At 56.5% G+C, this 25,858-nt stretch carries 27 protein-coding genes; 8 read left to right on the top strand and 19 right to left on the bottom strand.

Features of this window, described 5'->3' with window-relative positions; translation table 11 throughout:
- Positions 1 to 7: 7 nt before the first annotated feature.
- The 6 genes from hfq to G403_RS0115120 form a co-directional block, all read right to left on the bottom strand.
- Complete coding sequence (gene hfq / locus G403_RS0115145) at positions 8 to 247, bottom strand: RNA chaperone Hfq (protein WP_027854732.1); 240 nt, start codon at positions 245 to 247, stop codon at positions 8 to 10.
- A gap of 100 nt (positions 248 to 347) precedes the next feature.
- Positions 348 to 1,256 (bottom strand): tRNA (adenosine(37)-N6)-dimethylallyltransferase MiaA, encoded by a 909-nt coding sequence (gene miaA / locus G403_RS23545; RefSeq protein ID WP_051299112.1) that lies wholly within the window; start codon positions 1,254 to 1,256, stop codon positions 348 to 350.
- 35 nt (positions 1,257 to 1,291) lie between these two features.
- A complete protein-coding gene (mutL, locus tag G403_RS0115135; RefSeq protein ID WP_027854731.1) occupies positions 1,292 to 3,130 on the bottom strand; it encodes a DNA mismatch repair endonuclease MutL in 1,839 nt (612 codons plus the stop codon).
- A 42-nt stretch (positions 3,131 to 3,172) separates the two neighbouring features.
- Complete coding sequence (locus G403_RS0115130; RefSeq protein WP_342665443.1) at positions 3,173 to 4,513, bottom strand: N-acetylmuramoyl-L-alanine amidase; 1,341 nt, start codon at positions 4,511 to 4,513, stop codon at positions 3,173 to 3,175.
- Positions 4,514 to 4,530: 17 nt separating this feature from the next.
- Positions 4,531 to 5,004 (bottom strand): tRNA (adenosine(37)-N6)-threonylcarbamoyltransferase complex ATPase subunit type 1 TsaE, encoded by a 474-nt coding sequence (gene tsaE, locus G403_RS0115125; protein WP_027854729.1) that lies wholly within the window; start codon positions 5,002 to 5,004, stop codon positions 4,531 to 4,533.
- Entirely contained in the window at positions 4,997 to 6,514 is a 1,518-nt protein-coding gene (locus G403_RS0115120; RefSeq protein ID WP_027854728.1) for a bifunctional ADP-dependent NAD(P)H-hydrate dehydratase/NAD(P)H-hydrate epimerase, read from the bottom strand. The genes tsaE and G403_RS0115120 overlap by 8 nt, the downstream gene beginning before the upstream one ends.
- Before the next feature lie 36 nt (positions 6,515 to 6,550).
- Here G403_RS0115120 and queG point away from each other — a divergent pair, with 36 nt between their 5' ends.
- Positions 6,551 to 7,711: a tRNA epoxyqueuosine(34) reductase QueG gene (queG, locus tag G403_RS23540; protein ID WP_051299108.1), complete on the top strand. Its 1,161-nt coding sequence runs from the start codon at positions 6,551 to 6,553 to the stop codon at positions 7,709 to 7,711.
- On the opposite strand, the gene orn is transcribed toward queG, so the two are convergent.
- Positions 7,693 to 8,235, bottom strand: a complete 543-nt coding sequence (gene orn / locus G403_RS0115110; protein WP_027854727.1) for an oligoribonuclease — start codon at positions 8,233 to 8,235, stop codon at positions 7,693 to 7,695. The genes queG and orn overlap by 19 nt on opposite strands.
- Positions 8,236 to 8,329: 94 nt before the next feature.
- Here orn and rsgA point away from each other — a divergent pair, with 94 nt between their 5' ends.
- The 5 genes from rsgA to ygfZ are packed head-to-tail and all read left to right on the top strand — an operon-like array spanning position 8,330 to position 13,819.
- Positions 8,330 to 9,367, top strand: a complete 1,038-nt coding sequence (rsgA, locus tag G403_RS0115105; protein WP_027854726.1) for a small ribosomal subunit biogenesis GTPase RsgA — start codon at positions 8,330 to 8,332, stop codon at positions 9,365 to 9,367.
- Positions 9,368 to 9,401: 34 nt separating this feature from the next.
- On the top strand, positions 9,402 to 11,012 hold the full coding sequence (locus G403_RS0115100; protein WP_027854725.1) for an HDOD domain-containing protein: 1,611 nt from the start codon (positions 9,402 to 9,404) through the stop codon (positions 11,010 to 11,012).
- Between the two features lie 27 nt (positions 11,013 to 11,039).
- The gene (locus tag G403_RS0115095) at positions 11,040 to 11,855 is read left to right on the top strand and encodes a sulfurtransferase (RefSeq protein ID WP_027854724.1); all 816 of its coding nucleotides are present in this window, start codon (positions 11,040 to 11,042) and stop codon (positions 11,853 to 11,855) included.
- Positions 11,856 to 11,878: 23 nt separating this feature from the next.
- Entirely contained in the window at positions 11,879 to 12,751 is an 873-nt protein-coding gene (gene asd, locus G403_RS0115090) for an archaetidylserine decarboxylase (RefSeq protein ID WP_027854723.1), read from the top strand.
- Between the two features lie 30 nt (positions 12,752 to 12,781).
- Positions 12,782 to 13,819 (top strand): CAF17-like 4Fe-4S cluster assembly/insertion protein YgfZ, encoded by a 1,038-nt coding sequence (gene ygfZ / locus G403_RS0115085; RefSeq protein WP_051299106.1) that lies wholly within the window; start codon positions 12,782 to 12,784, stop codon positions 13,817 to 13,819.
- A 54-nt stretch (positions 13,820 to 13,873) separates the two neighbouring features.
- Here ygfZ and G403_RS0115080 read toward each other — a convergent pair whose 3' ends face one another.
- From G403_RS0115080 to prfB, 6 genes are all read right to left on the bottom strand, one after another.
- Positions 13,874 to 16,039 (bottom strand): solute carrier 5/6 family protein, encoded by a 2,166-nt coding sequence (locus G403_RS0115080; RefSeq protein WP_027854721.1) that lies wholly within the window; start codon positions 16,037 to 16,039, stop codon positions 13,874 to 13,876.
- 132 nt (positions 16,040 to 16,171) lie between these two features.
- On the bottom strand, positions 16,172 to 16,552 hold the full coding sequence (locus G403_RS0115075) for a VOC family protein (RefSeq protein WP_027854720.1): 381 nt from the start codon (positions 16,550 to 16,552) through the stop codon (positions 16,172 to 16,174).
- A gap of 59 nt (positions 16,553 to 16,611) precedes the next feature.
- A complete protein-coding gene (gene ung, locus G403_RS0115070) occupies positions 16,612 to 17,301 on the bottom strand; it encodes a uracil-DNA glycosylase (protein ID WP_027854719.1) in 690 nt (229 codons plus the stop codon).
- Between the two features lie 23 nt (positions 17,302 to 17,324).
- The gene (locus tag G403_RS0115065) at positions 17,325 to 17,771 is read right to left on the bottom strand and encodes a hypothetical protein (RefSeq protein WP_027854718.1); all 447 of its coding nucleotides are present in this window, start codon (positions 17,769 to 17,771) and stop codon (positions 17,325 to 17,327) included.
- 69 nt (positions 17,772 to 17,840) lie between these two features.
- Positions 17,841 to 19,352, bottom strand: a complete 1,512-nt coding sequence (lysS, locus tag G403_RS0115060) for a lysine--tRNA ligase (RefSeq protein ID WP_027854717.1) — start codon at positions 19,350 to 19,352, stop codon at positions 17,841 to 17,843.
- 51 nt (positions 19,353 to 19,403) lie between these two features.
- The gene (gene prfB, locus G403_RS0115055) at positions 19,404 to 20,498 is read right to left on the bottom strand and encodes a peptide chain release factor 2 (protein ID WP_027854716.1); all 1,095 of its coding nucleotides are present in this window, start codon (positions 20,496 to 20,498) and stop codon (positions 19,404 to 19,406) included.
- Positions 20,499 to 20,658: 160 nt separating this feature from the next.
- On the opposite strand from prfB, the gene nhaD reads away from it, so the two are divergent.
- Together nhaD and G403_RS23535 are read left to right on the top strand one after the other, a co-directional pair.
- Positions 20,659 to 22,113 (top strand): sodium:proton antiporter NhaD, encoded by a 1,455-nt coding sequence (nhaD, locus tag G403_RS0115050; RefSeq protein WP_027854715.1) that lies wholly within the window; start codon positions 20,659 to 20,661, stop codon positions 22,111 to 22,113.
- A gap of 12 nt (positions 22,114 to 22,125) precedes the next feature.
- The gene (locus tag G403_RS23535; protein WP_036234040.1) at positions 22,126 to 22,794 is read left to right on the top strand and encodes a cytochrome b/b6 domain-containing protein; all 669 of its coding nucleotides are present in this window, start codon (positions 22,126 to 22,128) and stop codon (positions 22,792 to 22,794) included.
- Positions 22,795 to 22,855: 61 nt separating this feature from the next.
- On the opposite strand, the gene G403_RS0115040 is transcribed toward G403_RS23535, so the two are convergent.
- From G403_RS0115040 to G403_RS25335, 6 genes are all read right to left on the bottom strand, one after another.
- Entirely contained in the window at positions 22,856 to 23,299 is a 444-nt protein-coding gene (locus tag G403_RS0115040; RefSeq protein ID WP_027854714.1) for a c-type cytochrome, read from the bottom strand.
- A gap of 85 nt (positions 23,300 to 23,384) precedes the next feature.
- Entirely contained in the window at positions 23,385 to 23,900 is a 516-nt protein-coding gene (fldB, locus tag G403_RS0115035) for a flavodoxin FldB (RefSeq protein WP_027854713.1), read from the bottom strand.
- An 87-nt stretch (positions 23,901 to 23,987) separates the two neighbouring features.
- Entirely contained in the window at positions 23,988 to 24,317 is a 330-nt protein-coding gene (locus tag G403_RS0115030; protein WP_027854712.1) for a phasin family protein, read from the bottom strand.
- A gap of 267 nt (positions 24,318 to 24,584) precedes the next feature.
- Positions 24,585 to 24,809: a hypothetical protein gene (locus tag G403_RS0115025; RefSeq protein WP_156899722.1), complete on the bottom strand. Its 225-nt coding sequence runs from the start codon at positions 24,807 to 24,809 to the stop codon at positions 24,585 to 24,587.
- An 89-nt stretch (positions 24,810 to 24,898) separates the two neighbouring features.
- A complete protein-coding gene (locus tag G403_RS0115020; protein ID WP_036234063.1) occupies positions 24,899 to 25,588 on the bottom strand; it encodes a phage antirepressor KilAC domain-containing protein in 690 nt (229 codons plus the stop codon).
- A gap of 5 nt (positions 25,589 to 25,593) precedes the next feature.
- Positions 25,594 to 25,752 carry a DNA-binding protein gene (locus G403_RS25335; protein WP_156899721.1) on the bottom strand — a complete coding sequence of 53 codons (159 nt, stop codon included), beginning with the start codon at positions 25,750 to 25,752 and terminating at the stop codon, positions 25,594 to 25,596.
- Between the last annotated feature and the right edge of the window lie 106 nt (positions 25,753 to 25,858).

The raw sequence follows: 25,858 nt of genomic DNA, 5'->3' as shown, positions 1-25,858 counted from the left end.
TAATACCTCAGTCTGCCGCCTTCTCGTCGCCCTGCGGTAATTTCACCGGACGTGACGGAACCACCGTAGAGATGGCATGTTTATAGACCATCTGGCTGACCGTATTCTTCAGCAGGATCACAAACTGATCGAAAGATTCGATCTGTCCCTGCAGTTTGATACCGTTAACCAGAAAGATAGACACCGGAATACGCTCCTTGCGCAGCACATTCAGATAAGGGTCTTGTAAAGACTGCCCTTTTGACATTGCAAACTCCTTCCCAAAAAAGAAAATGTTTCGTTGTAGTTTTTGGTCTATGGCCCAGACACCGAAATCCGGCGCTGGTTAAGCCATGAGCAAGTGACCATTATATAATGCTTGATTCCACCAGTTTCAAGGCAGACGAAAGTAAATTATCCGCCTCACTGTCGAGCCAGTGCAGCGGATCTTTCCAGCCCCGCATCCAGGTGAGCTGCCGCTTGGCCAACTGGCGGGTGGCGACAATACCGCGAAAGCGCATCTGTTCATAGTCCAGATCACCGGTAATGTAGTCCCACATCTGTCGATAACCGACACAGCGAATAGAGGCCAGTCCCGGATGCAGGTCGCCACGTTCCTGCAGCGCCAAGACCTCCTCCTCGAACCCGTTAGCCAGCATCTGATCGAATCGTTTTTCTATACGCTGATGAAGTACCGAGCGATCATGTGGCGCCAACGCCAGTGCCGTCACTCGACAGGGAAGTTCAGCCCGCTGCTGCGCGGCCCAATGTTCACTGATCGGTTTCCCCGTCAACAGGACAACCTCCAGCGCCCGCTCTATGCGCTGTGAGTCGGTGGGTTTAAGGCGCTCTCCGGCCGCCGGATCCAACCTTGCCAACCGCTCGTGCATAGCTGGCCACCCCAGCCGTGCCGCATCCGACTCAATTTCAGCCCTGAGCGCCGGGTCGGCTTCGGGCAGTGTCGCCAACCCCTGCTGCAGAGCATTGAAGTAGAGCATGGTGCCACCGACAAACAGCGGTATACGCCCGCGGGCGCTTATCTCCCCAATCGCTTTCAACGCATCAGCACGAAACTCCGCCGCAGAATAGCTCTCCAGCGGATCACGGATATCGATCAGACGATGGGGGTAGGCCGAAAGCTCTTCCGGTGTCGGTTTGGCCGTCCCGATATCCATTCCCCGATAAATCAGCGCCGAGTCCACACTGACCAGCTCACAGGGCAAACGATCATAGAGATGCATAGCCAGCGCGGTTTTACCGGAGGCTGTCGGTCCCATCAAAAAAATAGCCGGTGGCAGGTGGTTGTCCACAACTACTGCCCCCGTAAAAACAGTTTATCGAGCTCCGCCATAGACAGCTGAGTCCAGGTCGGACGCCCATGATTGCACTGCCCGCTGCGTTCGGTAGTTTCCATATCCCGCAGCAAGGCATTCATTTCAGGCAGCGTTAGCTGGCGGTTGGCGCGGACGGCTCCGTGACAGGCCATCGTACCCAGCAGTTCATTGATATGCTGATCAATGCGCTGACTGCTACCAAACACCACCAGATCGGCAAGTACATCACGAACCAGCTGCCCGGCATCGGCACGGGCCAGGGACACAGGCACTTCGCGGACAGTCAGCGTATCCGCCCCCATGCGCTCGACTTTGAAACCAAGGCGCTCAAACAGCTCGGGTTGCTCTTCCGCCAGATCCGCCTCGCGTTCGCTCACACTCAAACTGACCGGAACCAGCAGCGGCTGGGAGCGCACGCGATCCTGCTCCCAGGCCTGCTTCATACGTTCGTAAACGATACGTTCGTGGGCCGCGTGCATATCCACCAAAACCAGCCCCTGAGCGTTTTGTGCCAACACATAGATACCGTGCAATTGCGCAACGGCATAGCCCAGTGGTGGCGCTTCCTCCGGTGCTGCCTCGGGCATCTCAAGCGGCGCTGAGACCTGCGGCTGCGCCGGTTCATGTAGCTCACCATAGGCACGGATCTGCTCTTGCACAGCACCGCGCGCAGGGCCACCGCTCCCCTGATAAAGAGGCATCCTTCCCTGGCTAAAACTCTGTCCTGTGCTCACTGCACCCGGCGCAGGACTCAGTGCCGCCGGGGCATCAACCGACTGACTGGCGGGTACCGCATGCTCATCGCCGGGACGCACATCCGCGATCACTCGATGCAGGGTGCGGAAGATAAAATCATGTACTAGGCGACTCTCCCGAAAGCGCACTTCATGCTTGGTGGGGTGTACATTGACATCAACCAACGCCGGATCAAGCTCAAGGTAGAGCACAAAGGCCGGGTGACGACCATGGAACAGCACATCGCTGTATGCCTGTCTCACGGCATGGGTCACAACTTTGTCGCGGATAATGCGACCGTTGACGAAAAAGTACTGCTGATCGGCCTGACTTCGGGAGTATGTGGGCAGCCCAATCCATCCCCAGAGGCGCAGCCCGGAAGCCTCAGCACTGACATCCAGGTTCAAAGCCTGCTCAATAAAGCCCTTCCCCAACAAAGAAGCCAGCCGTCGCTCCCGGGCCTGCTCGCCATCCACCGGTCGCAATTGGTGGATCTGGCGGCCGTTATGGGACAGGGAGAAACCCACATCAAAACGACTGAGCGCCATCCGCTTGATCACCTCTTCCAGGTGACGAAACTCGGTCTGCTCGGTTTTGAGAAACTTGCGCCGGGCCGGGGTATTAAAAAACAGGTCGCGAACATCCACGGTGGTGCCGCGCGGATGGGCAGCGGGGCTTAGCACCGACTCCATATCCCGGCCCTCGGCCTGAACCTGCCAGGCCGCATCCTGAGATTCAGTACGCGAGGTCAACGCCAGGCGGGAAACCGAACTGATCGAAGCCAGCGCTTCCCCCCGAAACCCCAGACTGGCGACCGCTTCAAGGTCTTCCAGCATGCGAATCTTGGAGGTCGCGTGACGACTCAACGCCAGCGCCAGATCGTCCTTCTCGATACCCAGACCATCATCGCGCAAGCGAATTCGTTTAATACCCCCCTGTTCCACATCCACATCGACCTTACCGGCACCTGCGTCGAGACTGTTCTCCAGCAACTCCTTAACCACAGAAGCGGGTCGTTCAACCACCTCACCCGCCGCAATCTGGTTGGCCAGCTGAGGCGAGAGCAAATGTATTCTCGACATAGAGATCAGATCCAATAACTAGAAGGTACGCGGAACGACGGATTAGCTGGCAGGTATACGCAGCACCTGCCCCACACGGATACGGTCACCGTTAAGCTGATTGGCGCGGCGCAACTCATCCAGAGAAACACCGTTACGCACGGCGATGACAGACAGGGTGTCACCCGGCACCACTTTGTAGGTTCGATCAGCACCGGCCAAAACAGCGCCCGTCCGCTTTTTGGCGGCAACATGCGTCATTGCCGGTGGACGTTCCCAGAAGTGCGCTTTGATGCCTTCATACACCGCACGTGCCATCTGTTTCTGGTAACCGCGCTGCCGCAGCTTGGCCGCCTCACTGGGGTTGGAGATAAAACCGGTTTCCACCAGAATCGACGGTATATCCGGTGATTTGAGCACGACAAACCCGGCCTGCTCCACATAGGGTTTATGCATTCGGGCAAAGCCGGCGATATTGCTGTGGACCCGCTTCGCGACCTCGCGACTGCTGGACTGACTGGCCGTCATCGACATATCGAGTAATACACTGGCCAGCAGATCATCCTTGTCTTCAAGGCTGACACTACCGACACCACCGATCAGATCGGCTCCGTTCTCGCGCTGCGCTAACCAGCGACCCATCTCACTGCTCGCACCGCGCCCGGAAAGCACCCAGACCGACGCGCCGCGGGCACGCTTATCACGTGCGGCATCCGCGTGAATGGAGACAAAAAGATCGGCATTGAGCTTACGCGCCTTCAGCGTTCGTCCACGCAGGCTGACATAGTAATCGCCACTGCGGATCAGTTCTGCCCGGTAACCAGGCTCGGCATCAATCAGGCGCGCCACTTCTTTGGCAATCGCCAGCACCACATCCTTCTCCCGCAGCCGATCCGGCCCCAAAGCGCCCGGATCTTCACCCCCATGACCGGCGTCAACAGCGACGACGATATCCCGCAAAGGCCCCTGACTGATCGGCTGTGGCTCCTGCGCCTTCTCTACGGTCGCGGAGCGGGCCAAGGCCAGGTCGAGCACGAGCCGATGCCCATACTGATCGTTGGGGTCGAGCTGAAAACTTTTTGGACTCACATCCTCGTCCAGATCGAGCACCAGACGCACACCATCACCGCGTTTGCCGGTACGCACGGACTTGATCGGGCCCTTTTCCAGCCCCAACCGATCCACATCAACACCCAATGCGCTTTGCTCGATATCGAGCACCAGACGCAGCGGGTTATCCAGCATAAAGACGTTATGACTGACCGGCGAGCTGAGGTCGAACACCAGGCGAATGTTGTCCGGCGCCAACCACGCACGCACGTTCTCGATACTGCTTGTGGCCGCCACTACCGCCTGACTGGTCAGCAGCGACAGCATCAGCATCCAACGAATCAGAAAACGCACCAGCCCTACTACCTCATTTAAGTTAACAACAGCTCAGTCAGGTTATCGGCCAACTGTTCGCCTTTTTCAGTATTAGTGTGCCATGTAAGTACACGTCCTGTCCCCTGAGCCCGGATATTCAGCTCAATATCGGCAGATGGCAGAATACCGGCACCTTTCTCCGGCCACTCGATCAGACTGATCGAGCTTTCATCGAGATAATCGCGTATCCCCAGGTACTCCAGCTCCTCCGGATCCCCCAGACGATAGAGATCAAAATGATAAAATCGCCCCCGGGACAATTCATAGGGCTCAACCAGTGTATACGTGGGGCTTTTTACCGCGCCCTGATGACCTGCACCTCGAAGGATACCGCGACACAAGGTCGTTTTCCCCATTCCCAGATCGCCGTGCAGAAACAACACGGTGCCCGGTTTTAAAAGTGCGGAGAACCGCTCCCCGAAGGCGACCATAGCCGCCTCTCCATCAAGTTGGATCGATCGATCAGTCATTGAGTTCCAAACCATTAATCACCATCGGCAATTGCTCGAGCAGATCCGTGGCCAGCAAGCCCCGCGAGCCGCGCTGCAGCGCGACCCGGTCGGCAGCCCGGGCATGCACCATCACCCCTAGCCGCGCCGCGTCTACAGGGTCGAGTCGCTGCGCCAGCAAAGCCCCGATAATGCCGGATAATGTATCCCCCATACCAGCGGTTGCCATGCCGGGATTGCCATCACTGCACAAGTGGATCACATCCCCGTCACAGGTCAGCGAGCCCGCTCCTTTCAGCACGGTCACGCCGCCAAAGCGCGCCTGAATCTCCCGGGCCTGCTCAAACCGGTTACTCTGGATCTGGTCCGTGGATACACCCAGCAGCCGCGCAGCCTCACCGGGATGCGGTGTCATTATCCAGTCTGCCTCCTGAACCGGCGCGTCAGCGCCGGCAATCAGGTTAAGAGCATCGGCATCAACAACCAGCGGTTTTCCGCTGGCCAACGCTGCACCTAGAAGCTCGCACCCCCAGTCCGCTTTGCCAAGCCCAGGCCCGACAACCACCGCATCGGCGCTAGCCAGCAGAGGCTCGAGCTCATCGGCGCTTTCCACGCCATGGGCCATTACTTCCGGCACTTTCACTAAAGCGGCCAGACAGTGCTCGGGGCGGGTCGCCAGAGATACCAGCCCCGCTCCACTTCTCAATGCCGCCATTGCTGCCATCAGGGGCGCACCGCCCATACCCTGGTCACCACCGATGACCAGTAGGTGGCCATAACACCCCTTGTGGGCGGAACGCTCTCGCGGCGGCAACAACTCGCGCAGATCTTCATCATCAGTCCGGAATGCACTGACCGGCACCTCTTCAAAGACATCCTCCGGTAGCAACAGCCCATCAAATAGCAGCTCACCGGTGTGGTCGACCCCTTCATGGGTAAACAGACCTTGCTTCAAAGCGATGAAGGTCAGTGTACGCGTTGCCTTAACCGCACAACCGAGCACCCGGCCACTGTCGGCACAGAGCCCGGAAGGCGTGTCGATTGAAAATATATCAATACCGCTTCGATTAAGCTGGGCAATGACCGTGGCAGCATCGCCACGCACCTCGCCTTTCAAACCGATGCCCAAGAGTGCGTCGACGATCAACTCACCACGAAACTCCATCCCCGACACCCAGGGTTCCGCGCTGACTTCCGTGCTGGAGAGCCAGTTCCAGGCATCTCGCGCTTCGTTTTGCAGCCGACTGGCGTACCCTTCACCTACGACCACCAACTGAACATCAAGCCCGGCCTGTGCAGCGAGTCCCGCGACAACCAGGCCATCGCCTCCGTTATTGCCGCCTCCACATATGACTGTAACCCGCCGCACCCCGGGCCAATACTGCTGCAAAACCGCCCAGGCTGCTTGGGCGGCTCGCTGCATCAGCCGAAAACCGGGAATACCAAACTGCTCAATCGCCGCCCGGTCCAGCGCATGACACTGCTCCGCTGTGTATAATGTGGCGGGTAAACGTGTTCGATCGATACTCATGACTCCCACACCCCTGTTAACTCTGCACGCATTATAGTGGAACAGACCTTTACTCAGGCAAACACCGTCAACCTTGACGACTCGACACTGGCCCAGCTGGCCAGAGAACTCAAACAGCAGGCAGCCGACCTGGGTTTTCAGCAGTGCGCGATCACCTACCCCGATGCACGCCTGGAAGCGGACCAGCTAAAGCGCTGGCTTGCGTCCGGCTTTCACGGCGAGATGGACTACCTGGAAAACCACTTTGATAAGCGGACCGACCCACGCCAGCTACTGCCAGGCACTGAACGTATTATCATTTTCCGCATAGACTACCTGCCCCCTTCGGTGGCCACTCTGGATGTTCTCGCCTCGCCCGACAAGGCCTACATCGCTCGCTACGCGCTGGGTCGGGATTATCACAAGCTGGTACGCCAGCGCCTTAAAACACTTGGTCGTTGGCTAGAACAGCAGGTGGGCTCCGAAGCTCAGGTGCAGTTTCGCCCCTTCGTGGACAGCGCCCCGATTCTGGAACGCCCACTGGCGCGAAATGCCGGATTGGGCTGGATCGGCAAAAACACACTGCTGCTAAACCGCCGTGCAGGATCGCTGTTTTTTCTCGGCGAACTGTTCACCAATCTGCCATTACCGGTAGACCCGCCGGAGACTCAAAACCATTGCGGGCGCTGCACCGCCTGCCTGGATATCTGCCCAACGCAAGCCTTTCCGCAGCCCGGTGTATTGGATGCCCGTCGCTGCATCTCATACCTGACCATCGAATACAGCGGCAGTATTCCTGAGCCGTTAAGACCCAAAATGGGCAACCGGATCTTCGGCTGCGACGACTGTCAGCTGATCTGCCCCTGGAACCGCTTTGCCAAACGCTCTGCCGAGGATGACTTCAAACCGCGTCATCAGCTGGATACGCTGGATCTGCTGTCACTGTTCAACTGGGATGAAGCAACATTTCTGAACAAGACCGAGGGCTCCGCCATTCGCCGAACCGGTTACCAGGGCTGGCAGCGCAACCTGGCGGTGGCGCTGGGCAACTCTGCCGGGGGCGAATGGGTTATCAGAGCACTCAAGGCCAAACGCGATGCGTCCAGCCCGCTGGTACAGGAGCATATCGACTGGGCGCTCGAACGTCTGCGCACAGACTCACGCCCCACACCCCTGCCAATACTGGAACACCCATCGACTCAGAGCGAGAAAAAGTGACTGCGGTAGTAACGCAGCTCCTCGATTGATTCACGGATATCATCCAACGCCAGATGGGTGCCGGTTTTCTTGATCCCCTTGAGAATATCGGGCTTCCAGCGCTTGGCCAGCTCCTTGACCGTGCTCACATCCAGATTGCGGTAGTGAAAGAAAGCTTCCAGTTCTGGCATGTAACGGTAGAGAAAACGCCGGTCCTGACCAATGCTGTTACCGCACATGGGGGATACGCCCTTATCGACGTGCTGAGCGATGAACGCCAGCATCATCTGCTCCGCTTCCGCCTCAGTCGTCGTACTCGCCTTCACGCGCGCGGTTAAGCCCGATTGCCCATGAGTGCGGGTACACCACTCATCCATCTGATCCAACAGCTCATTCGACTGATGGACACAGATCACCGGCCCCTCGGCAATCACGTTAAGATCGGCATCGGTAATGATGGCCGCCATTTCAATAATTCGGTCCTTTTCCGGAATCAGTCCGGTCATTTCCAGATCAACCCAAACCAGGTTTTGATCGCGCGCCATCGGCAGCCTCTCCCGTGCAAACGCTGTAAATTTTGCTGATTTTCGAATACCTTAGCACATCAATTCAAGTCACTGCGGGGTAACGCTGGAGACGATGGCGAAACGAAAGCTGACCAGACGCCAGGCTTGGCGTGTTAACAAGATCCAGGAGGAACGCGCGCGCCGTGCAGAACGGTTGGATGAACAGCTGGACTCTCAGCTCGAAGGCGGCGATCTGGGCCCTGAACAGCCCGGTCTGATCATCTCCCACTTTGGCCGCACGGTGGATGTTGAAGCGCTGAGCGGCGAGTCCCGTGGCGAAATTTACCGCTGTCATATGCGTACTCACCTCGGTCAGCTGGTCACCGGTGATCAGGTGGTCTGGCGTGCCTCCAATGATGGTGGCGTCGTCGTCGCGACCAACCCGAGACGGTCGGAGCTCAAACGCCCCAACAATCTGGGCGAGTTAAAACCGGTTGCCGCCAATATCGACTATATCGTGGTTGTATTTGCCGTGGAGCCTCGTGCTCACCCCAACCTGATCGATCGATATCTGGTAGCGGCCGAGGCCTGCGGCATTGAGCCGGTGCTGTTACTCAACAAGACGGACCTGCTCGAGACCGAGCGCGGCGCCTACCTGCCGCCACTGCTCGCTGAGTATGAACGGATTGGCTACCAGGTCCTGCGGGTCTCCACCACTCTGGATCACGGACTGGATCCACTCAAGACATTGCTCAGGGGACACACCAGCGTCTTTGTGGGTCAATCCGGTGTCGGCAAATCGTCGCTGATCAACAAGCTGCTCCCCGGCGTTGACTTGAAAGTCGGCGAACTGTCGGAGCAGACACGCAAAGGGCGTCATACGACTACCACGGCACGGCTTTTTCACTTCCCCGAGGGGGGAGACCTGATCGACTCACCGGGAATTCGCGAGTTTGCGCTCTGGCACATAGAGCCATCGCAGGTTGTGGAAGGCTTCCCGGAACTGCGCGAGCTGCACGGACTTTGCCGTTTTCGTGACTGCCGTCATCAAAGCGAGCCCGGTTGCGCCTTTATAGAAGCACTGGAGCAGGGCAAAATCAGCCCCAGCCGATTCGACAGTTATCAGCAGATCTTGGCGTCGCTCGACGACGGTCAGATTCGAAACAGCTAAGCCCCAACGAGATCTTAACAACGGAAGCGATGGCATGAGCAGTAGCGCCAAACTATTTGGCCTGGAAGACTGGAGCACATACCTCAGCGAGAAGACTCTGCCGGTACGCGCCAGTACACTGGTGCGGCTGAAGCGTGCAATGGCTGACGATCGCACGACACTGGTCCAGCTGGGTCATCAGGTGCGTCAGGACCCGGTACTTTCACTGCACGTCACCCGTCTGGCCCAGGGACGCCACGAGGCAAAAGGCTCCACCGTCACCAGTGTCGATCATGCCATCGCTTCGCTGGGCTTCGATCAGATCGAGCAACTCACCCGTGAGCTTGAGACGATCAAACTGCATGCCCACAGTGTCGCCCAACGGAGTTTCTTCCGCTCTATCGCGACCAGCCAGCATGCCTCTGTTCAAGCCGCTGACTGGGTGAATTACAAGCAGCTGCCCTATGCCGAAGAAGCACGTCTGGCTGCTCTCTTCTACGGACTGGTGCATTGGATGCTCTGGCTTTATGCACCCCTCCACAAAGATACGTTTCAAATTGCCGTGATCGAAGATAACGCCAGTCCGGTGGAAGCGGAGCGGCGCATTTTCGGCTGCACAACTCAAGAGCTGGGCAAAGCGCTGGCCGATAACTGGAAGCTGACCGAACTGACGGTCAACTCGCTCGACCACGATACATCGCCCTCGCTGTCTACTCTCAAACAACTGCATATGCGCGCGCTGAAGGATCCGCGCATAGAGGGTAAAGACCTGCGCACACTCAACCATCTGGTGCAGCAACACTACTTTCCAGTCAAACTGGCGAACTGGATGACACTAACAGTCGGCCGCGGCTGGGACCATCCGCGGGCGGCTCGCATGTTTGACATCATCAGCGATTATCTGGATATGCCTCTGGCCGATACCATGGCACGTTTGCACACAAACTGCGCTGAAGCGGCACGTGCCTACCATGTTCCGGGAATAATGACGCCGGCGGCCGAACTCATACTGCTGCCGGGGGCCGGACGCCTCCCTCACCGGCTCAGCCCAAAAGAACTTCAAGTCTACGAAGAAAAGTTCCCTGCTCCTATGCCCAACGAAGAGCCGATACCGGAAGAGCCCCCAGAAACGCCTGAAGAACCGGTCCTGTTGACACCTCATATTTACCAGCAGGTGCTTGAGCGATTTCAGAAAGGCTACGAACTATACACAAAACCGGCCCATATTCTTCAGGGCCTGATTCAAGGCCTGCACCGGGGCCTGGGGCTGGAACGCGTCATTCTGTTCCTGGTACAGAATAAAACCGGTCAGCTAAAAGCGGCCCGCGGCATGGGAATCGAGCATGAAGATCCGCTGGCCACCCTCGACGTTGACCTGAAACAACCCAGCCTGTTGGCTAAGCTTTGCGAGAAGCCGGCCGCCCTTGCGATCGGGGCGCATAATCGCAAACAGATTCGTGCTAACCTGCCCCGGGACCTGCGGGGCTGGTTCGGGGAAGATGACTGCCTGCTGATGTCGATTTTTCGCGATGGCACGCCGGTCGCAATCATTTATGCGGACCGAAGGGACTTCAGTGGTGAGTTGACCGAGTTCCACCAGAGACACTTCCGCAAACTCTGCACGGCGGCATCGCATGCCCTCAAAAACATAGGCAACGGCCGTTAATTATCCAACTGTATTGGGAGAGTCACTTTGACCGCACTGCCACTGGTGATAGAGCCACAGGCCCTCCACTCAGCAATAAGCCGCGACAATCTACTGATTATTGACCTCTCCAGCGAAGAGAACTACCAACGCGCCCATATCCCCGGCGCCGTGCGCATGGATCCGAAAGATCTGCTGTCGGGCGAGCCCCCGATACCCAACAAGCTCCCCTCGGCCGCTCAGCTCAGCGAACGGTTATCACGGCTTGGCCTGACCGAGGACACTCAGGTTGTCGCCTATGATGACCAGCTGGGGCCCTGGGCGGGGCGATTGGTCTGGACGCTGGCCTGTATCGGCCACAGACGTGCCAGCGTTCTCAACGGCCAGCTGGCTGGGTGGGAAGCACTGGCACTGCCAGTCGAAAGCCAGGCCAACACGCCTGAGCCGAGCCACTTTGAAGCCCGGTTGCAAAGCGGCTTAGTCGTTGATATCCCCTGGTTGATGACGCACCTCTCAGATCCGTCGGTCAAGGTCTGGGATGCTCGCAGTGCCGAGGAGTACAACGGTGAAAAAGTCGTTAACGCCAAAGTGGGCGGTCACCTGCCCGGCGCGCGTTGGCTGGAGTGGACCGACCTGATTGAACCGGGGCCAGTGCCGAGGCTGCTGGCTCCCGAGATTATTCGCGAAAAAATTGAGGCTGCGGGCCTTGCCGATGCAACAACGCTGGTGACTCATTGTCAGACACACCGTCGATCGGGGCTGACCTGGCTGGCCGGTCGCTGGGCAGGCCTCGGTGACATACGCTGCTATGACGGCTCCTGGTTTGAATGGGGCAATACCCCGGACCTGCCGGTCGAACGCTGAACATTACTCGGAGAGTGATTGGTTTGAAAGACACGCTGTTTATCCTGTTCCAGCACCTGGTACCGCAACATCTGCTCTCTCGTATCGTTGGCCGGATAGCGTCCTGCCGCACGCGCTGGATCAAAAACCTGTTTATCCGTCGCTTTCATCACCATTATCAGATCGATATGAGCGAGGCGGCCGAGGAGAATCCAACTGCCTACCCGAGCTTTAACGCTTTTTTCACCCGCGCCCTGAAACCCGATGCCCGTTCTATCGATAACATGGAAGATGCTCTGGTATCCCCCTGCGACGGTGTAGTCAGTCAAGCCGGACCTTTGCATCACGGCCGGGTCATCCAGGCCAAGGGCCGGGGTTACAGCCTGACCACCCTGCTTGGTGGGGAGATGGCACGGTCCGAGCCCTTCATCAACGGCTCTTTCGCAACCCTCTACCTTTCACCGCGGGATTATCACCGGGTCCATATGCCCGTGGATGGCACATTGCGCGAAGCAATCTATATCCCCGGTGACCTCTTTTCCGTAAACAGCACGACAGCGGCCAATGTGGATAATCTGTTTGCCCGCAACGAACGTCTGGTGACCATTTTTGATACCGACCGCGGGCCCATGGCAATGGTTTTGGTGGGTGCCATGATCGTGGCCGGGATCGAGACCGTCTGGAGCGGCCAGGTTGCCCCCCGCAACCGTGAACCACAGCATCTCTACAGCCGCTCCGCACCGAAACCGATCCACCTGAAAAAAGGTGAAGAGATGGGACGTTTTTATCTCGGATCGACGGTTATCCTGGCATTCGGCCCCCAAGTCATGGAATGGGAACAGAGTTTGCAGCCACAGTCCAAAGTCACACTGGGGCGGCGGATCGGGACCTTTAATTCGTCATCTTCGACCCAATAAAACAGTTAAACCGGATAGAAAGGCGACGACATGAACACAGCTTGGCAGGATACGCTTTCTCACTTGGGCTACACCTTGGACGATGAGGCTAAGGCCACACCCCAAGTGCCCTATGACGGCACCGGAACAGCAGTGGCTCCCCTGACTCAGCACCGGATCATCGAGATCATCGGGCCGGAAACCGAAAAGTTTCTGCAGGGCCAGCTCAGCTGCGATATTGCCGATGTCGACAAACTCGGCAGCCGCCTGGGCGCCCACTGCAATATCAAGGGCCACATGATCAGCCTGTTCCGTGTCATGAAACGCTCACTGGATACCTTCTGGCTGCGTACCCGTTCTGACAACCTGGACAAGGCGCTGCCCACACTGAAGAAATATATCCTCTTCTCCAAAGCGGAGGCGGATCTGAACGACGAACTGGTCGGCATCGGGCTGTTTGGTACGGGGGCAGCCGAGATTGCCTCCAAACTGGTCAGCAAGCCGCCCGAGTGCGTGGATGAGGTCAGCTGCGAGGGCGAGCGCTTACTGGTCCGCGTCCCCGGTGTAGATCGTTTTGAATGCTGGCTGCCGGCAGCAGAAGCCGCAACGATCTTGAACGAACTCGGTGACTCGGTTCAACTGGCGGGTACCGATGACTGGTTATTGCAAGAGATCCGCGCTGCCGTCCCCGATGTCTGCGCAAGTACGTCGGAAGCTTTTATCCCACAGATGACCAACCTGCAGGCGTTCGAAGGTGTCAGCTTCAATAAAGGCTGCTATACCGGCCAGGAGGTCGTGACTCGACTGCAACACCGCGGCATCCTCAAAAAACCGATGTACCGTGTCGCTGTGAGTGCATCGGAATGCCCAGAACCCGGCCAGGCTCTGCATACCACCGAGAAAGAAAACATCGGCCAGATCGTCATAGCCGCTCCGACCGGCGACAGCGGCTATGAGATGCTGGCTGTGATCACCAAGGAGCAGGCCGAGAACGCAGAGCTCCACCTTGCCACTCAGGACGGCCCTGTAGTTAAGCTGCTGGAGCTGCCATATACCCTGGATCCCCGGATGTTTGAAAGCAAGCGTTAACATCCCTCGGCGCCGGCCCTCAAGCCCGCGGGCCGGCCCCCAAAAACCATCAGGTCATTCGTTCCCTTCACCACCTCCCGACCTTCTCAGCTCAAGCAGTTGCTGAGATAACTTCTGGTTCTGAAGTCTCTGGTTGAAAAGCTCATTATCAGACTTTTCCAACTTACGCTGAAGCTTTGCAACCTCAGCTTTGAGCGACTCGACCTCGGCTTTCTGACGCTCGACTGCTGCGTTCAGATCCGCAAACCCAGCGGAGCGCCCCTTCGACCCACCTGCCTGGTAATCTGAAGAAGTCCCGAGCTCCGAGCCGATATGACTGTGCAAAGCCTCAAGATCACGTTTCTCCTGTTGGCTGTAACCGATACCACTCTCGACCGCCCGATGAGCACTCGCCGCGCCTATCGAACCGGCCAGACACGCCTCAAGCATACGATGAAACTCCACCAGCTCGATAATGGTGATGTTTCGCTTTTTCTCTCCTTGTAACAGCTGTGCAATCTGCCCAACCTCATGGGCGGCTTTATGTTCCGGCAAATAGCGGGATAGTAACCGCACGGCCTCCTCACGCTTCGCCTGAAAGGGGATATACGCCTCCAACCCCGTGGGACGACTGGCCTGAGCGCGCTGCCCCAGCGACAATGCCTGCATAAACTCTACGAGCTGCAAGCGCTCCCGTTTGGCGGGCGAGTACAGCCAGGAACCAATAACGAAACTGAATACATTCAGAGCCAGAGACCAGAATACACTGTGGCTGAGCGGAGATAGCGCCTCAAACCCCAACAACGCCTCCGGCCGCAACCAATCCAGACGAGCCGGCCCATCGATCAACCACTGCGTTCCGAACCACCCCTCCCGGCTGAAGGCCGGGATAACCAGCGTATAGAACCAGGTTAGCAGCCCCACCAGTAGTCCCGCGATAGCACCCATCCGGTTTGCGCCACGCCAAAACATCCCGCCAAACATGGGGGGCGCAAATTGAAGCACCGCCACAAAGGCTATTGTGCCCATCGCGGCGAGCATGTAGCTATCACTGAAATCCCAGGCAAACAGGTAGCTGCTCAGGATAATCAGCACGATCGTCAGCCATCGCAGCTTGAGCAGACGATGACGCAGGAAGTTAAGCCCCCGCACTTCTTCGATAACCGGCAGCATCAAATGGTTGGTTACCATGGTGGATAGCGTCATGGCACTGATAACAATCATGCCACTGGCGGCCGAAAAGCCGCCGATAAACACCAGCAACGCCAACCATCCTTCACCGGCCGCATACGGAAGGATCAGCACAAACTGATCCGCCTGAGCCGGCGACAGCCCCTGCAGAAGGCCCGCCGCAGCTATCGGTATAATAAACAGGTCAAAAATGACGTAATACAGCACGAAAATGCCAATTGCCGTGAGAATATCCCGTTCATGGGAGTTTTCCACAACTAACAGATGGAACTGCCGGGGCAAACATTGAACCCCCACCATTCCCAGGATAATCAGTGCCATCCACTCCCCCACAAAGGATCCCGATGGAGGGTGCAACGACATCAAGCGCTCAAGGCCCACCGTTTCAAGGCGATTAATGAGGTCTCCAAAACCGTCATACTGCATCCAGGTCACGAAGATACCGATCATCAGAATCGCCACAAGCTTCACCAACCCTTGCAGCGCGAGCACCACCAGCACACCGGGGTGACGTTCGGTGGGGTCCAGCCGACGCGCACCGAAAACGACGGTGAAGACAATCATTGCCAGCATCACCCAAAGCCCAACGCCGCTCCAGTCCTCCTCCCGTACCGGCAAGATGACACTGATAGTGGAGACGATCGACTTCAGCTGCAGGGCGATGTAGGGAATGACACCGAACAGCGCTGTTACCGTAACGAGCCCGGCGACAGCCTGCGAGCGGTTATAACGTGCAGAAATAAAGTCGGCGATATTGGTGATATGGTAGCTTTCTTTGATCCGTACAATGCGCCGGATCGTGTACCACCAACCGAGTACCGCCAGTATCGATCCGATTTCGGTACCCAGATAGAGCAACCCGGACTCAGCGGCAAACCCCACGTTGCCGTAGAACCCCCAGGACGTGAAGTACACCGTTAGGGCAAAGGCATAGATGTATGGCGTCCATGCTGTTCTGCCGGCAGGACGTTTTTCCGCCACCTGCGCCGCAATAAACAGAATCAGCATGTACACAGTCAGGGTGAGGACAACCAGGCTGGTACTAAACATAGGGTAACGGCCCGCCTGCATTGAATTTTTAACCGGCAATTACCCAGTTATAGTTAGCTGGGGGCAGGGAGGCAAACATGAATGAGCCCCAACGCCGGCTGGACGTCAGGGCGTGGCGTTATTCGCTGATCGTTATCCCATGAAATGGGTCGCACAGATTTTATTGCCTGAGGGGTCTCGCAAGTAGGCCAGGTACAGTTTACGACCGCCTGTTTCTCGAAGACCCGGCGGCTCCTCACAGGGGGTTCCCCCACTGGCGAGCCCCGCCTCGTGCCAGGCATGCACCAGCTCTGGGCTGCTTACCTTAAAGCCGATCGTCATACCATTTCCAGGCGTGGCGTTTTGACCATCAATAGGAGCCGTTATCGCAAAAGTCCCTTCAGAACTCAGATAAAAGCAACGCCCCTTTTGATCGATCACACCCTCCGGATAACCCAGAGTGCTTAAGATAGCGTCATAAAACGCTTTGGACTTCTCAATATCGTTTGAGCCAACCATTACATGACTGAACATCGCTTTACCTTTTTATTGTTGATTAATAGGCTGCCCTTCCGAAGGCACACTTGCTATATCTAACGGGAAACATCTTCCGGCAGCTGCCAATTCACGGGCTCCCGCCCCTGAGTTTCTAACCAGGCATTGGCCTGCGAAAAATGTCTGCAGCCCAGAAACCCCCGATGAGCCGACAGCGGCGACGGGTGCGGTGCTTTGAGCACCAGATGTTTGTTCTGATCGATGAATGCCCCCTTTTTCTGGGCATAACTGCCCCAGAGCATGAATACGACGTGCTCGCACTGCTCATTGACCAGGTGAATGATGCGATCGGTGAACTGCTCCCAGCCCTTGCCCTGATGCGCATTGGCGCTGCTATCTTCCACCGTAAGTACCGCGTTCAGCAGAAGAACCCCCTGCTGCGCCCAAGACTCCAGATACCCGTGGCGCACCGGTGTGATACCAAGATCTGACTGGAGCTCTTTATAGATATTGACGAGCGAAGGAGGAACTTTAACGCCGGGTTTAACTGAAAAGCAGAGACCATGAGCCTGGCCCGGCTGATGGTAAGGATCCTGTCCGATGATGACCACGCGCACGTTATCCAGCGCTGTTGCCTCCAGCGCATGAAACCAGTTGCTGGAGTGTGGGTAGATAGTGACATGCTGTTCTTTACGCTGTTTAAGAAACCCTTTTAGTTTCTGCATGTAGGGTTTATCAAACTCCGGCGCCAGCAGGGGCTTCCAGCTGGGGGCGTTATCCAGTGCCATCTTCACCTCGCTATCGATCATGTTTAGAGCTGTCCGCTGTCACGGATCCGGCCGTCGGCGGTTCGCAGCGCCTTGACTACCTCGCCGTGCCAGAGCGAATAGTACCGAATCTTGCCCGGTGCATGGGAGAAGAACGCGGAGATCAACACGATCAGTACAAAGTTAAAAGCGGCTGTACCCGGCCAGATCAACGCGACGGCCAATAAAACCAACTTCAGTAGAACGGCCTGACCACGCAACTGGAACAGCCACACACCATCGCCCCAGATCTCCACCGCCATCATCAACACCCCGCTTACCAACGCCAGCAAACCGTAGAACCGCCACTGCTCGAACGGCAGTTGAAACAGAAACAGGCCCGCCACGCCTGCGACCCCTACCAAGTGCAGGCCCCGCAGAGTCAGGCTGATATAGCGCTTACCCGGCAGGGTCCGGGAGGATTCGGGGAACAGTGTACGCTTGATACCCATGACATCGATCCAAAAAGAAGGCCGCACAGGGCGGCCTTGGGGTGTTCACTTCGCTTGCCTGAGTTCGACTCACGCGCGAGGACGCATGGCCGGAAACAGAATCACATCACGGATCGATGCAGAATCGGTAAACAGCATAACCAGACGGTCGATACCGATCCCTTCACCGGCGGTCGGCGGCAAGCCATATTCCAGTGCGTTGACGAAGTCTGCATCGTAGTGCATCGCCTCATCATCACCGGCGTCTTTCTCTTCGACCTGTTTGCGGAAGCGCTCGGCCTGGTCTTCGGCGTCGTTAAGCTCCGAGAAGCCGTTGGCCAGCTCGCGACCACCGACGAAGAACTCGAAGCGGTCGGTAACAAACGGGTTATCATCGCTGCGACGGGCCAGTGGGCTGACTTCGGTCGGATACTCGGTGATAAAGGTTGGTTGCTTCAGGCGGTGCTCGCAGGTCTCCTCAAAAATTTCGATCTGGATCTTGCCCAGGCCCCAGCCATCTTTCACATCGATATCCAGACGCTGAGCGATTTCGCGGGCCGCATGCTCATTGGCCAGCGCTTCAGCGGAAATATCCGGATTGAAGTGCAGGATCGCATCAAATACTGACATGCGGGTAAACGGCTTGGCCAGGTCATACTCGAACGACTCCAGCACCTCCCCCTCTTCATTGCGCACAGTGTTGGTGATGGTGGTCGTACCCAGCACATTTTGCGCCACAGTGCGCAACATCTCTTCAGTCAGGTCCATCAGATCGTGGTAATCGGCATAGGCCTGGTAGAACTCAATCATGGTGAATTCTGGATTATGGCGTGTGGAGAGCCCTTCGTTGCGGAAGTTGCGGTTGATCTCGAACACGCGCTCAAACCCGCCCACCACCAGGCGCTTGAGGTACAGCTCCGGCGCGATACGCAGGTACATATCGATATCCAGCGCGTTGTGATGGGTCACGAACGGGCGTGCCGAGGCGCCACCGGGAATCGCCTGGAGCATGGGTGTTTCCACTTCCAGGAAGCGGCGCTCGGCCAGGAACTGACGGATCGCAGCGATGATGCGGAAGCGGGTTTCGAACACTTCACGGGACTGTTCGTTGGTGATCAGGTCCACATAGCGCTGACGGTAGCGCATCTCCATGTCCTGCAGGCCCTTGTGCTTGTCCGGGAGCGGGCGCAAGCTCTTGGTCAGCAGCTGGTACTCGTCCAGTGTCACGTACAGGTCACCCTTGCCGGATTTCTGCAGGGTACCGGTCACACCGATGATATCGCCCAAGTCCAGGGACTTGGCGAAGGGGCGCGCCTCCTTGGTAACGTACAGCTGGATACGGCCACTCATATCCTGCAGCACCATGAAGGCGCCGCGGTTAAGCATAATGCGCCCCGCCACGGACACCTTGATACCCGCTTCGGCCAACTCCTCTTTGCTCTTCTCCCCATGTGTCTTCTGCAGATCACCGGCATAGGCATCACGACGGAAGGTATTAGGAAAAGCGTTGCCCTGTTCTCGCTGGGCAGCCAGCTTTTCGCGGCGCTCCGCGATCAGGCGGTTTTCATCTTGCTGAGTGTTGGTCTGAGCGTTGTCGGACATCAGGTCTTTACCTTAAAAATCGGCTTAAATCGGACAATATAGGAGCTCGTATCAGAGCCCGGCCTTCAGGCTGGCCACAATAAACTGGTCAAGCTCACCGTCGAGCACACGGTCACAGTTGGAGGTCTGAACGTTGGTACGCAGATCCTTGATACGCTGGTCATCCAGTACGTAGGAACGGATCTGGCTGCCCCAGCCGATATCAGCCTTGGTTTCCTCAACCTCCTGCGCTGCCTGCTGCCGCTTGAGCATTTCCATTTCGTAGAGCTTCGCACGCAGCTGTTTCATACAGGTGTCGCGGTTCTGATGCTGTGAACGCGCAGACTGGCTCTGCACCACGATACCGGAGGGCTCGTGGGTAATACGCACTGCGGACTCAGTCCGGTTGACGTGCTGACCACCGGCGCCGGAGGCTCGATAGACGTCGACACGCAGATCGGCTGGATTAATCTCGATATCGACGTTGTCATCGATTTCGGGCGAGACAAACACGGACGCAAACGAGGTGTGACGTCGACCGCCGGAGTCAAACGGCGACTTGCGCACCAGGCGGTGGACGCCGGTTTCAGTGCGCAGCCAGCCAAAGGCATACTCACCTTCGAAGCGAATCGTGGCGGACTTGATGCCGGCCACATCACCATCGGAGACTTCAATCAGTTCGGTTTTAAAGCCCTTTGCCTCGCCCCAGCGCAGGTACATACGCAGCATCATATTGGCCCAGTCCTGAGCCTCGGTGCCGCCGGAGCCCGCCTGGATATCAAGGAAGGCATTATTGGCATCGGCTTCGCCGGAAAACATGCGACGAAACTCGAGCTGAGTCAGTTTTTCGATGAGTGACTCAACTTCGGACTCCACCTCGGCAACGGTGTCCTCATCCTCTTCTTCGACGGCCAGATCGAGCAATTCACGGGCATCGGAAACACCGCTGGTCAGCGTATCGATTGTCTCGACCACCGCCTCCAGGCTGGCCCGCTCACGGCCCAGCTGCTGTGCGTTTTCCGGGTTATTCCAGACCTCGGGATCCTCGAGCTCACGCTGCACCTCCTCGAGGCGCTCTTTCTTCACGTCATATTCGAGGTAGGTACGCAGCAGTTCGGTGCGCTCGCCGATATCCTTGAGGCTGTTCAGTATCGGATTGATTTCCATCGGGGGTCAAAAACTCACTGCTTGGAAAAAGGAGCGTATTCTACCTGATCCCGCGCCTTGTTTGAATTATGTACGCCAGTGTCACCGGTTAAATCGACATATTCCGAAATCTGTAGAACAATGAATCCTACTCTTGGGTAGCCTGCACGCCTCAAACACGATGCCTCCAACGACCGCCGTTATTACCCTGCTGCTTCTGGCCCTGCCAGGTACTGCACAGGCTTTCATCCCGGATCAGCCGGCCGAACTGCTGGACCTGACCGATACGAGCTATGGCTACCTGGCGCTGCTGGTGTTCGCCATCGGCTACCTGTTCGTGGTTGGCGAAGACCGCTTCGGACTGCAGAAATCAAAACCGGTCATCGTTGCCGCCGGCATCATCTGGTTACTGGTTGGCTTCGCCTATGCGTCACAGGGGGATACAACAACAGCCGGCATTCAGCTGCAAAAAGCGATTCTCGATTATGCCGAACTGTTCCTTTTCCTGCTCTCGGCGATGACGTTTATCAATATGATGGAGGAGCGGCACGTTTTTGTGGCTCTACGCTCTTGGCTGATCTCCCGCGATTACTCCCTGCGCACGGTATACTGGTTAACAGGAACCCTGACATTTCTGCTATCTCCGATCGCCGATAATATGTCCTCCGCTCTGCTGATGGGCGCGGTGGTCATGGCCGTGGGCGGACATACGCCGCGGTTTGTCGCCCTGGGATGCATCAACATCGTGGTAGCGGCTAACGCCGGCGGTGTTTTCAGCCCCTTTGGCGATATCACCTCGCTGATGGTCTGGCAGCAAGGCCGGGTACAGTTTGTGGAATTTCTGCTGCTTATCGTGCCCTCGCTGGTGAACTGGCTGGTACCGGCTGCAATTATCAGTGTCAAACTCCCCGATGGCCCGCCCCAGGCCCGTCACAACCGCCAGCGAATGAAAAAAGGCGCCACCTGGATCATGGGCCTCTTTGTAGCGACAGTCGCGTTTTCGGTTTTTGTTCATGCCCAGCTTCACCTTCCCCCGGTACTGGGAATGATGACAGGACTCGGGCTGGTCAAGCTCTATGCCTATCTACTCAGCCGACATGACCCTGTCCTGTTTGAACACGGCCATATCCGTCACCATCACCGCGACAATCTGGGTGGTTCTCACCACGAGATTCGCGGTGATCACACCAGCGTGGTTCAGCGCTTCGATATGTTTCGCGTGGTCGAACGCTCGGCCTGGGATACTCTGATGTTTTTTTACGGCATCGTTTTATGTATCGGCGGGCTCGCCACCCTGGGCTACCTGGATGGACTCTCTGAATTTCTCTACGGCGAGCTGGGCGCACTGGGTGCCAACACTCTGATTGGAGTGATCTCCGCTATGTTCGACAACATTCCCATCATGTTTGCCGTTCTGGAGATGAACCCGCAGATGTCACTCAGTGGCTGGCTACTGGTGACCTTGACCGTGGGGACCGGTGGATCTCTGCTGGCAATTGGCTCCGCAGCCGGGGTTGCTTTAATGGGACAGGCTGCGGGAACCTATACCTTTGTCACTCATCTTAAATGGAGTTGGGCGATCCTGTTGGGATACTTGCTCAGCATCGGCTGTCATCTGCTGATTAACGGAACTTAAGGACACTAAGAGATGGATACCTGCGTACAACACACCCAACGACCGGTCTGGGATATTTTTATCCGCATTTTCCATTGGACACTGGCCGCCAGCATTCTGTTTGCCTGGTGGAGTGGAGAAGAGGGCGGAAACTGGATGAATCTGCATATGCAGGCGGGCTACCTGGTCCTGTCGCTGATTGTATTCCGTATTATCTGGGGATTTACCGGCAGCCCCTATGCGCGCTTTAAAAGCTTTCTGGTATCACCAAGCGCTACGCTGACTTACTTCAAACAGTTGCTTGGCGGCCAGGCACCGCACCATGTGGGCCATAACCCGCTCGGCGGTTGGATGGTGATCGCGCTGCTCACATTGGGGCTGATTCAGGCCGGCAGCGGCCTGTTTACCACCGATGATATCTTTACTGAAGGCCCTCTCACAGCGTACGTCAGTGGCGACATTGCCTCAGCCCTGACCACAGTGCACAAGGCTACATTCAATATCATTCTGGCTGCCGTCGCGTTGCATCTGGCCGGCGTCGTCTATCATCAGCGGTTTAAGCGCGAAAGACTGGTTCAGGGTATGCTCCATGGTCAAAAGCCGGTAGCGGATGAATACGCAGGCCCCCCAGCCCCGGCGCATCGCGCTATGGTCGCCGTAATTCCTGCCGTAGCGGTCTTTACCGTTTTAAACCTTCTCTGAGGCTTTAACCAGAAAGGGCGCCATCGGGCGCCCTTTTCATCTCACCACAAAAAACCGCCGATCAATCTTCACGGAAGTTGTCGTGGCACCCCTTACAGGTTTTGGCAACCTCGCCAAACGCCGGTTTGATCATACCCATATCACCGGATTTGGATGCCTCTACCAAAGCCGCTGCGTTGGACTGCAGCTGATCAAAGCCACCGCTGAATTTGTCCATGTTTTCCCAGATTTCAGGTTTGGCCTCGGTTCCTTCAGCGGAGTTCGCCACAAACCCCTCTTCAGCCATGTGAGTCAGGGCAGATAGCAACTCGGCCCGGCGGGTAAACTCCGCCTGATCGTAATCAATTTCACCCTTGATCATCGCGCCCATCGGCGCGAAGTACCACTTCATAGCGCTGAAAATACCCTGCCGATGCTCAACAGCATCTTCCACATCAGCAGCCTGTACATTCAGTGAACCCATCATCAAAGCGCCGGCAACCGACGCGGCAAGCAGTTTCTTCATCGATCAGTATCCTTCTGTCAGACGATTAACGAGCTATATTAGACAGTGTTGATTAAAGAGGTTCCGCATCGCACAATCAAGTCTTTTAAAGCTCGAAACCGCTGAGCACCTCCGGCACCCAACGCGCGATTCGGTTCGCGGTCTCACCGGGCTGTCCGTCCTCATCGATCGCCAGACCGACAAAGTGTGCTCCATCCGCCGTCAGAGCCTTGGATTGCTCAAACTGATACCCGTCCACGGACCAGGGAGCAACCAACTCGGCGCCCCGGGACCGTATCAGATCACCCAGTAACCCCATGGCATCCAGGAACCACTCGCCGTAGCCCAGCTGATCTCCCAATCCAAATAGCGCCACCTTGCGCCCCGTTAAATCGAGCTGTTCAAGTTCCGGCCAGATCGCATCCCAGTCCTCCTGCAGCTCCCCGTAATCCCAGGTCGGGATGCCCAGAACCAGATAGTCATAGCTCTCCATCTGCAGACAACTATCCGTGGCCAAGTCATGCATATCAACGCGTTGACTCCCCAGCAGCCCGGCTATCTGCTCAGCGACCACTTCGGTATTCCCGGTGGTACTGGCATAAAAAAGCCCTATGGTACCCATGTATTGGTTTACTCTCCGATCACTTTAAAAACAAAAAGCAGCCTATGGCTGCTTTATGGGGATGGCGCGTATTAACGCAAGGCCGAATTACTTCCCGGCGTTAAATCGGTCAAAAGCCCCTTCGGTCAGCTTCTGCATCGCTTCACGGGCTTCAGTCAACGCCGTCAGGTTTTGCTGGTTGGCAGAACGCAGGGTATCTTCCAGCTCTTTGGCGTACGCCTTCTGCAGCTCCAGCAGGTCGGCCGGACTCTTGCACTTCTGCAACTCTTTGGTCTGCTGGACCGTCGCTTCAATACAGGCCTTGGTACAATCCATCTGCTGACGCGTCAGCTCTTCCAGCATTTTGGTCTGAATATCGACCAATTCCTTGAAAGGCCCCATCGACTGATCAAGCATTTTGTTCATGTCTTGAAACATAGCGTCCCATCCTTTGTTATTCACTCTTGTTTAATGACCCTAATTAACCATTGTAGATCTATACCCGTATTGCGCGGGATGTAGAGCGATTTTTAAACTTGCCCCACATATAGCCCACAATCTATTCAAATCTGGCGGGCTCAGGCCGTTGGATTTAGCTGCCTGCAGTATAGGCGATAAGGTAAGGGAAAGTAGTCAGCGACCGCAATATGCGACTGGTATTATTCATGCCAAAAAAGGACGCCCGAAGGCGTCCATCTGCCAACTTCAAAGATCATCCAGCCCGTTCTTGATCTGTTCTAGCTTCCTGGCAAGGTCATAGAAGGCGAGCTGAAGTTGCTCGCGACTCATTGCTGCTAGCGTATCCTCCATAGCGAAGACATCGGCGATCACTTCGCCTTGGGCTGACAGCATGCTCAGGTTATTTACCACTATAAATGCCCGTTCGGAGAGTTCGCTTTCGGTCGGCTGCGCTTGTGTTACACTGTTCATGTCTGATTTTCCTTTCGAGTGGACTATTCGGATATCTGGGCCCTTGGCAGTTGCAGCTGCTGAGGGCTTTTTCGTTTTGGTGGCTGCGGTCATGCAACTTCCCCTTCCGCTACCAGTCGGGCCAGCTTTGTTAAACCCTTCGGCGTCACCCTGACCTGTTCGGTCACCTTATTACTCCCGTCTGATCGGGTTACCTCCGTTGTCTTGTGCTCCAGAAGGCCCTGCTGGATCTTGTCCTGGTATGCGGTCCAACTACTACTGCCGGTACGCTTGTAGATCCATTTCCGGTGCGACAGGAAGTTGAACAGATCCTTGGGTCTCACCTGAAGATCTTTGGCCGCATTGGTAATACAGAGCGAGCCGTCAGCGGTAGCTATGCGGTCCAGGGCTTCAGCTTTGGGTGCTAGATAAAGGATCTTCTGGTCGCGCTTTTCTATTTCTTCAGTTGCCTGTAACAGGTAGCCACGGAGTTTGGCTGGGTCGTTGAAGTCGATCGCTGCGTGTGTCTGTGCTTGCTGTTCCAGTTCCTGCCAGCGGTCAACTAGACGAGCTGTGAACTCAGGCGAAAGTTGAGCAACCACAACATAGCTGTCTCTCTTCCCTACTAGATAAACAGTTCCAGGACGCCCGCCAGTTGCCTTTTCCTCAGTTTGAGTAAAAGCGATCAGCCCTTTCTCTGATAGGCTTTCCATGGTGCGCTTCACGTTGTCATGCCGCTTCTCGACAAGTTCGGCAACCTCCCGGCTGGACATTGTGAGATGGTCGCCATTAGTAATCATATCATTCACACCAATCCCTCCTCGTCACGACGCTTCGCATTCTCAAGAATACGGTTCACTACATAATTGACTGGCCGCTCGTTACGCTTGGCTTTTTCCCTCAGCCATTCCATTACATCCGTTGATGGGCGTATTGGGAACGGTTTCATCCGCTGCTTGCTCATAGATCCTCCATTGGATTCAATTTGACTCCATCAAAGAGTAGATATCTTGATAGTTGGAGTCAAATGGAATCCCTGGTTTTTTTGATCCATTTGGACTCATACTTCG

Origin of the sequence: Marinobacterium litorale DSM 23545 (genome assembly GCF_000428985.1) — a bacterium.
Taxonomy (GTDB): domain Bacteria; phylum Pseudomonadota; class Gammaproteobacteria; order Pseudomonadales; family Balneatricaceae; genus Marinobacterium_D; species Marinobacterium_D litorale.
This window is presented reverse-complemented; position numbering and strand designations above follow the sequence as displayed.